The following is a 6,908-nucleotide window of genomic DNA, read 5'->3' as shown; positions in this document are numbered from 1 at the left end:
CGCTGCTCGCAGGGAGCGCCCTCGGCGCGCGCCTCGGCGCGGCCGCGACCAGCCTCGTCGACGAGGACGAGATCAAGGTCTACTTCGGCGTGATGCTGCTGCTCGGCGCCATCGCCGTCGCCGTCCGCGAGGTCGGCGACGCCGTCCAGATGCCGGTCCTCGACACGGTGAGCCTCGCGATCATCCTCGGGGCCGCGCTGCTGGTCAGCACCGCCGTCACCTACAGCGCCGTCCGCGAGCTCCGCTCTCGGGGCCGCCCCGCGGCCGAGCCGACGGCGGACTGAGCGCGACCCGCAACCCGGGCGCCCGCCGCTCTCGTCGGACTCGAGGGCCGACCGCCGGCGCGGTCCAGTTGCTCGAGGACTTCCGACGGCGACACCGAGCGCGCCGACCGACTGTCGCTACTCGAGTCGCCCGCACCGGGCGGAGCCGAGAACGAGACCGGAGCCGTCAGTCCAGGTCCTGCCAGGACAGCCGCGGGTTCCTGGCGGCCTCGGTCTGGTCGATGCGGCGCGCCGTCGTGCGGTTCGGCGCGGACTCGAGGGTCTCGTCGTCCTCGGCGGCGACCGCGTTGAACGCGTCCGCGAGGTCGTCGAGGTTCGCCCGGTTCTCGACCTCCGTCGGCTCGGTCATCAGCGCCTCGTCGACCAGTTCGGGCCACTTCGTCGTCGGCGGGTGGACGCCGTAGTCGAGCATGCGCTTGGCGACGTCCGCGGCGTCCTGGTCGCCAGCGCTCGCGACGAACTCGTGGTGGAACGGCCCCAGCGGGACGTCGTAGTCGACCTGCTCGGCGAGGTAGTTCGCGTTCAGGACCGCCTTCGCGGACGCGTCGCCGAGGCCCTCGTCGCCGAGGCGGTCGATGTACGCGAACGCCTTCACGAGCACGAACCAGTTCCCCTCGAAGCCGTGGACCTTCCCGACGGAGTGCTCGGGCGTGTACCGCTCGTAGCCGCCGCCCTCGGTCCGCCGCACGTGGGGGTCCGGCAGGAAATCCGCGAGCTCCTCGGTGACGCCGACGGGACCCGCCCCGGGCCCGCCGCCGCCGTGCGGCGTCGCGAACGTCTTGTGGACGTTGAAGTGCATGATGTCGAAGCCCATGTCGCCGGGGCGCGCGCGGCCGAGCAGGGCGTTCAGGTTCGCGCCGTCGTAGTACAGCAGGCCGCCGGCGTCGTGTACCATGTCCGCGATCCGCTCGATGTCGCGCTCGAAGAGCCCGAGCGTGTTCGGGTTCGTGAGCATCAGCGCGGCCGTGTCCTCGCCGAGCGCGGCCTCGAGGGCGTCGAGGTCGACGCGGCCGTCGTCGCCCGAGGGGATCTCGACGACGTCGTAGCCGCCGAGCGCGGCGGACGCGAAGTTCGTGCCGTGGGCGGCGTCCGGGATGACGACCTCGTCGCGGTGGCCCTCGCCGCTGGCCTCGTGGTAGGCCTCCGCGAGCAGGATGCCCGTGAACTCGCCGGCGGCGCCCGCGGGCGGCTGGAGGGTCACCGCGTCCATGCCGCCGATGCGGCCGAGGTAGTCCTGGAGGTCGTACAGCAACTCCAGGGTGCCCTGGACGGTGTCGCCGTCGCGGTCCGGGTGGACGGCGGCGGCGTCGAGCGCGGCGACGTCCTCCGTGAACCGGGGGTTGTACTTCATCGTGCAGGAACCCAGCGGGTACGGGCCGGAGTCGACGCCGTAGTTCTGCTGGCTGAGCCGCACGTAGTGGCGCGCGAGCTCGGGCTCCGAGAGGCTCGGGAACTCGAGGTCGTCCCTCGTGAGGTCCTCGGGCAGCGGCGAGTCGACCTCGGCGGTCGTCCGGTCCTTCTCGCTGAGCAGGGGCTCGTACTGGTCGCCGTCGGCCTGCTCGTAGGCGGCCTGGTCGTAGTACTCCATCACTCGGTCACCTCCCTGACCGCGGCGACGAACTGGTCGGTCGCGTGCTCGTTGGCGTCCGTCACGCAGACCTGCAGGTGGTGGTCGTCGACGGCGTGCACCGCGAACCCCTCGGCCTCGAGGTCCCGCGCGATGGCGGGCGCTGGCTGGTCGGTGTGCGCGAGGAACTCCCGGAAGTGGTGGCGGTCGTGGACGGGCGCCTGCACGCCGCGGACCTCGCTCAGCGCCGCGGCGAGGTCCCGCGGCAGTTCGACCATCCGGTTCGCGAGGTCGACGAGGCCGTCGGCGCCCAGCGAGGCGGCGTGGACGGCGGTGCGGAGCGCGACCCACGCCTGGTTCGTGCAGATGTTCGACGTCGCGCGCTCTTTGCGGATGTGCTGTTCGCGCGTCTGGAGCGTGAGCGTGTACGCGCGGTTCCCGTCGGCGTCCTCGCTGGCGCCGACGAGCCGGCCGGGGACCTGCCGGAGGAACTGCTCCCTGCACGCGAACACGCCGAGGCCCATGCCGTAGCTCGCGGGCATCCCGAGGACGCTCGCGTCGCCGACGACGACGTCCGCGCCGACGTCGACCGGGCGCTGGAGAACCGAGAGCGCCACCGGGTCGGAGCCGAGGCAGAACAGCGCGCCGTGGTCGTCCGCGAGGTCGCCGACGGCGTCGAGGTGCTCCTCGACGGCGCCGACCGTCGTCGGGTTCTCGGCGTAGACCATCACGACGTCGTCGTCCATCGCGTCCGCGAGCGCGTCGACGTCGACGTTGCCGGCGTCGGCGCCGTACCGCTCGACGGTGACGTCCGCGCCGCCGGTGTAGTTCTCCAGCACGCTGACGTGCCCGTCGCGGACGTACTCGGGGACGAGCACGCGGTCGCCGTCCACCGCGCGCACGCGCTTCGCGAGCAGCGCGGCCTCGGCGAGCGCGGTCGCCTCGTCGTACATCGAGCAGTTCGCGACGCCCAGCCCGGTGAGTTCGACGAGCATCGACTGGTACTCGAACAGCGCCTGCAGGAACCCCTGCGTGACCTCGGGCTGGTACTGCGTGTAGGAGGTGATGAACTCCGACCGCTGGGAGACGGAGTCGACGAGCGAGGGCACGTAGTGCTCGTAGTGGCCCCGCCCCAGGAACTCCGTGAGGTCGTCGTTCGCGCGCAGCCGCCGCGCCGTCTCCGCGACGGCGGCCTGCTCGGACTTCGCGTCGATGCCGAACTCGTCGTCGAACCGCACCGACTCGGGGATGTCGAAGAGCTCCTCCACGTCGTCGACGCCGACCGCGTCCAGCATCGCGTCGGTCTCCGCCTCGGTGTGGGGCGCGTACGGACTGCCGCTCATCGTCCCACCCCGGACGCCGGACCAGCTCGGAATCCGTGCATAGGCGGAGCTAACGGAGCAGTCCCTAAGATACTCCCGGTTTGCGGAACCGCCGCCCGGTATCCCGGCGCCGGGACGCGAGTTCGTCGTCCGGACGGCGTCGCCGAGTCCACGCGAACGGGCCGTCGTGGAAACCGACCAACGGGGGGCAAACGGTTTGTACGGCGCCGAGTGAACCACCACGTATGACCGACCGGCCGGCGCGCGCGGCCGCCGCCGCGGCGCTCAGCGACTGGCGGCGCCACGTCGCAGCGGTCGCGGTCGCCGCCGCGGGCTTTTCCGCCGCGGCGGCCTCCGGCGTCGACGGCGCGTTCTTCGGCGCCGCGCTGCTGGCGTTCACCGTCTGGATGGCGTGGTTCGTGCTCACGGCTATCGACTTCCTGGGGCGCGCGAACTTCTGAGCGACCGCGAGCGCCCGATTCCTGCCGCGAGCGCGCGTCTCCGGCGAGTCGCCCGCGTAGCCGGACCGCGGCGCAGGCCGGCCGATAAACCGATAGCCGGGATAGGAAATCTCCTTGCCGCCGGGCGGACCGCGCGCTCCGGGCCGCCGCAGGGCGTGCCGGGCGCTGTCGACGCCGAGAACCTGGTTCGGGAGCGAGGGGCGCCGCTGCGGAGGTTCGAGTCGCGTCGCTACCGAGAGCACGGTCGCGGCGCTGGCGAGGATTCGGTCGCGCTACGACGCGGGAGAGAGCGGGCCGCTCAGGCGATCTGGTCCTCGTACTCGTCGGCGGTCAGCAGGCCCTCGAGGTCGTCCTCGTCGAAGTCCAGTTCGAGGAACCAGCCGTCGCCGTACGGGTCCTCGTTGACGAGCTCGGGCTGCTGCTCGAGGTCGTCGTTCACCGCGGCGACCGTGCCGGAGACGGGCGCGTACACGTCCGAGACGGCCTTGATGGACTCCACGACGCCGAACTCGGCGTCCCGTTCGAGCTCGTCGCCCTCGCCCGGCAGTTCGACGAAGACGACGTCGCCGAGTTCGTCCTGGGCGAAGTCGCTGATGCCGACGCGGCCGGTGTCGGGGTCGATCCACTCGTGCGATTCGAGGTAGTACAGGTCCTGGGGTACGTCGAAGCTCATTGGTCGATGAATGGTGGGGTGGTGGTCGTCGCTCGTTTGCCTGTGCCGCGCACGTCCACGTAAATGGTGGTGTCGTCGGCGGCGTACTCGGCGTCCACGTAGCCGAGGCCGATGGGTTCGCCGAGCGTCGGGCTCATCGTGCCGCTGGTCACCTCGCCGACGACGTCGCCGTCCGCGTCCGTGATGTCGTAGCCGTGCCGCGGGACGCCGCGCTCCTCGAGGACGAACCCGACGAACTCCTCGTCGAGGCCGGCCGAACGCTGGGCGTCGAGGGCGTCGCGGCCCACGAACTCCGCGTCGAGGTCCACCGCGAAGTCGATGCCGGCCTCGAACGGCGACCGGGGGTTGTCCTCGGGGTGGAAGTCCTGGCCGGAGAGGAGGAACCCGTACTCCAGGCGGAGCGTGTCGCGGGCGCCGAGCCCGCAGGGCTGGCAGTTGTTCGCGAACGCGTCCCAGACGGCGCCCGCGCCGTCCGCCGGGAAGACGACCTCGAAGCCGGCCTCGCCCGTGTAGCCGGAGTTCGCGACGAGGCACTCCACGCCGGCCACGTCGGCGTACTCGGCCTCGAAGCGGCCGAGGTCGAGGACGTCGTCGCCGGCGCGCGCCGCGACGAGGTCCGGCGCCTCCGGGCCCTGCACGGCGACCATGCCGTACTCGCCGGTGACGTTGTCCACCGTCGCGGTGAGGTCCTCGGCGTCCCGGTAGTCCGTCCAGCGCTCGTACATCTGCTCGTCGTGGCCGGCGTTCGGCACGAACAGGAACTCGGGGTCGTCGTCCGCGGGCAGCCGGTAGACGACCGTGTCGTCGAGCATGACGCCGTCCTCGTCGGTGATGGCCGCGTACTGGGCGTCGCCGGGGTCGAGCCTGGAGACGTCGTTGGTCGTGAGCCGCTGCATCAGCCGTTCGGCGTCCGGGCCGTCGACCTCGATCTCCCCCATGTGGGAGACGTCGAAGACGCCGGCGGCCTCGCGGACCGCCTCGTGTTCGGTCCGGATGGAGTCGAACTCGACGGGCATCTCCCAGCCGCCGAACTCCGTGAACTGCGCGCCGCGGTCCTCGTGGCGGCCGAACAGCGGCGGCGTCCGTAGAGCCATACGTGACGCGTCGGCGGCCGGCAAGTAATGCTTTCGTATCCCGGCGCGACCGGGCGGGAACCGCACACTGGCGGGCGCTCGCCGGGTTCCGGCACGCCTTTGTCAGGCGCCCACCGACGGCGACTATGCAGCGACTCCGCGACCTGCTGGGGGGCGGACGGGACGGCGAGGGCGACGACGACGGGAGCGACGGTGTCGCGCTGTTCGTGGACGGCCCGAACGTCCTCCGGGGCGAGTTCGACGTGGACCTCGACGACCTCCGGGAGCAGGCCGAAGCGTACGGCCGCCTCGGCGTGACGCGGCTGTACGTCGACGAGCACGCGACGCCCGAGCTGATGCAGGCGGCCGAAGCGCGCGGCTTCGAGGTGCGCGTGACGAGCGGCGACGTGGACGTGAAGCTCGCGGTCGACGCCACCGAACTCGTCGTCGAGGGCGGCGTGAGCGTGCTCGCGGTCGCCTCCCGGGACACGGACTTCAAGCCCCTCCTGGAGGTGGCGGGCAGGCGGGGCGTGCGCACGCTCGCCATCGCGCCCGGCGAGCACGGCCGCTCGGACGCCCTCCGGAACGCCGCCGACGACGCCGTCACGCTCGGGGAGTAGGCGCCACCGCGCTGGTCCGCGAGAGACAGCTTTTCGGGCGGCGGGCGCGAACCCGCGGCCATGACCGAACTGGGGACGCCCGTCCTCGACGACCACCTCCACCTGGACGCGGCGAACCGGGGGCTCGAGGCCGCGAAGGACTTCGCCCGCGCGGGCGGCACGCACCTGCTCGTGGTGAACAAGCCCTCGTGGCACCTCGGCGTCGAACCGGACGAGGGCGCGGACTTCCGGCCGGTGTTCGAGGAGACGGTGCGACTCGTCGAGGCGGCGCGCGAGGTGCTCGACGGCGACGCGTGGCCGGTGCTCGGCGTCCACCCCGGCCTGATTTCGCGGCTCGTCGACGACCGCGGGCTCTCGCCCGCGGCCGCCCGCGACCTGATGCGGGCCGGCATCGACGAGGCCGCCGCCGTCGCCAGCGAGGGGCGAGCGGTCGCGCTGAAGTCCGGGCGACCGCACTACGACGTCGACGACGCGGTCTGGGCGGCGTCGAACGACGTGATTCGGCACGCCTGCGAGCGCGCCGCGGACGAGGGGCTGGCCCTCCAGCTCCACACGGAGATGACCGAGGACCTCACCGACGTCGCGTCCTGGGCGGCGGACGCCGGCCTCGACCCGGCGCGCGTCGTGAAACACTACGCCGGCGGCCGGCTCGCGGGCTGCACGCCGAGCGTGATGTGCGAGAAGGACTCCCTGGAGACGGCCGCCGAGGCGGGCGAGCCGTTCCTGATGGAGACGGACTTCGTGGACGACGCCGACCGCCCGGGCGCCGTGATGGGGCCGAAGACGGTGCCGCGGCGCGTGCGCTGGCTCCGGGACCGGGGCCACGAGGAGGCGGTCCGGCGCGCGCACGTCGAGACGCCGATGGACGTCTACGGCATCGACACCGAGGCGACGCTGAGCGAGTGAAA

At 72.4% G+C, this 6,908-nt stretch carries 7 protein-coding genes and 1 pseudogene; 4 read left to right on the top strand and 4 right to left on the bottom strand.

Translation table 11 applies throughout. The features are described from left to right. A pseudogene (locus tag U5911_RS09080) lies at positions 1-284 on the top strand (sulfite exporter TauE/SafE family protein); the annotation flags it as partial. Between the two features lie 166 nt (positions 285-450). Here U5911_RS09080 and gcvPB read toward each other — a convergent pair. Next, entirely contained in the window at positions 451-1,872 is a 1,422-nt protein-coding gene (gcvPB, locus tag U5911_RS09075) for an aminomethyl-transferring glycine dehydrogenase subunit GcvPB (RefSeq protein ID WP_336036710.1), read from the bottom strand. Further along, complete coding sequence (gene gcvPA, locus U5911_RS09070; protein WP_336036709.1) at positions 1,872-3,194, bottom strand: aminomethyl-transferring glycine dehydrogenase subunit GcvPA; 1,323 nt, start codon at positions 3,192-3,194, stop codon at positions 1,872-1,874. Before gcvPA ends, gcvPB begins: the two co-directional genes overlap by 1 nt. A gap of 224 nt (positions 3,195-3,418) precedes the next feature. Between gcvPA and U5911_RS09065 the strand changes: the two genes are divergently transcribed. Beyond that, positions 3,419-3,634, top strand: coding sequence for a hypothetical protein (locus tag U5911_RS09065; RefSeq protein ID WP_336036708.1), 216 nt, complete (start codon positions 3,419-3,421; stop codon positions 3,632-3,634). Between the two features lie 298 nt (positions 3,635-3,932). On the opposite strand, the gene gcvH is transcribed toward U5911_RS09065, so the two are convergent. Then, positions 3,933-4,307 (bottom strand): glycine cleavage system protein GcvH, encoded by a 375-nt coding sequence (gene gcvH, locus U5911_RS09060; protein WP_336036707.1) that lies wholly within the window; start codon positions 4,305-4,307, stop codon positions 3,933-3,935. Then, entirely contained in the window at positions 4,304-5,401 is a 1,098-nt protein-coding gene (gene gcvT, locus U5911_RS09055; protein WP_336036706.1) for a glycine cleavage system aminomethyltransferase GcvT, read from the bottom strand. Before gcvT ends, gcvH begins: the two co-directional genes overlap by 4 nt. Positions 5,402-5,526: 125 nt before the next feature. Here gcvT and U5911_RS09050 point away from each other — a divergent pair, with 125 nt between their 5' ends. Next, positions 5,527-6,000 (top strand): NYN domain-containing protein, encoded by a 474-nt coding sequence (locus U5911_RS09050; RefSeq protein ID WP_336036705.1) that lies wholly within the window; start codon positions 5,527-5,529, stop codon positions 5,998-6,000. A gap of 60 nt (positions 6,001-6,060) precedes the next feature. Then, on the top strand, positions 6,061-6,906 hold the full coding sequence (locus U5911_RS09045) for a TatD family hydrolase (protein ID WP_336036704.1): 846 nt from the start codon (positions 6,061-6,063) through the stop codon (positions 6,904-6,906). The last annotated feature ends 2 nt before the right edge of the window (positions 6,907-6,908 follow it).

It is taken from the genome of Halobacterium yunchengense, assembly GCF_037031165.1.
Classification (GTDB): Archaea; Halobacteriota; Halobacteria; order Halobacteriales; family Halobacteriaceae; genus Halobacterium; species Halobacterium yunchengense.
Note: the sequence above shows the minus strand (reverse complement) of the source record. Positions and strands in the feature narration are given on the sequence as shown.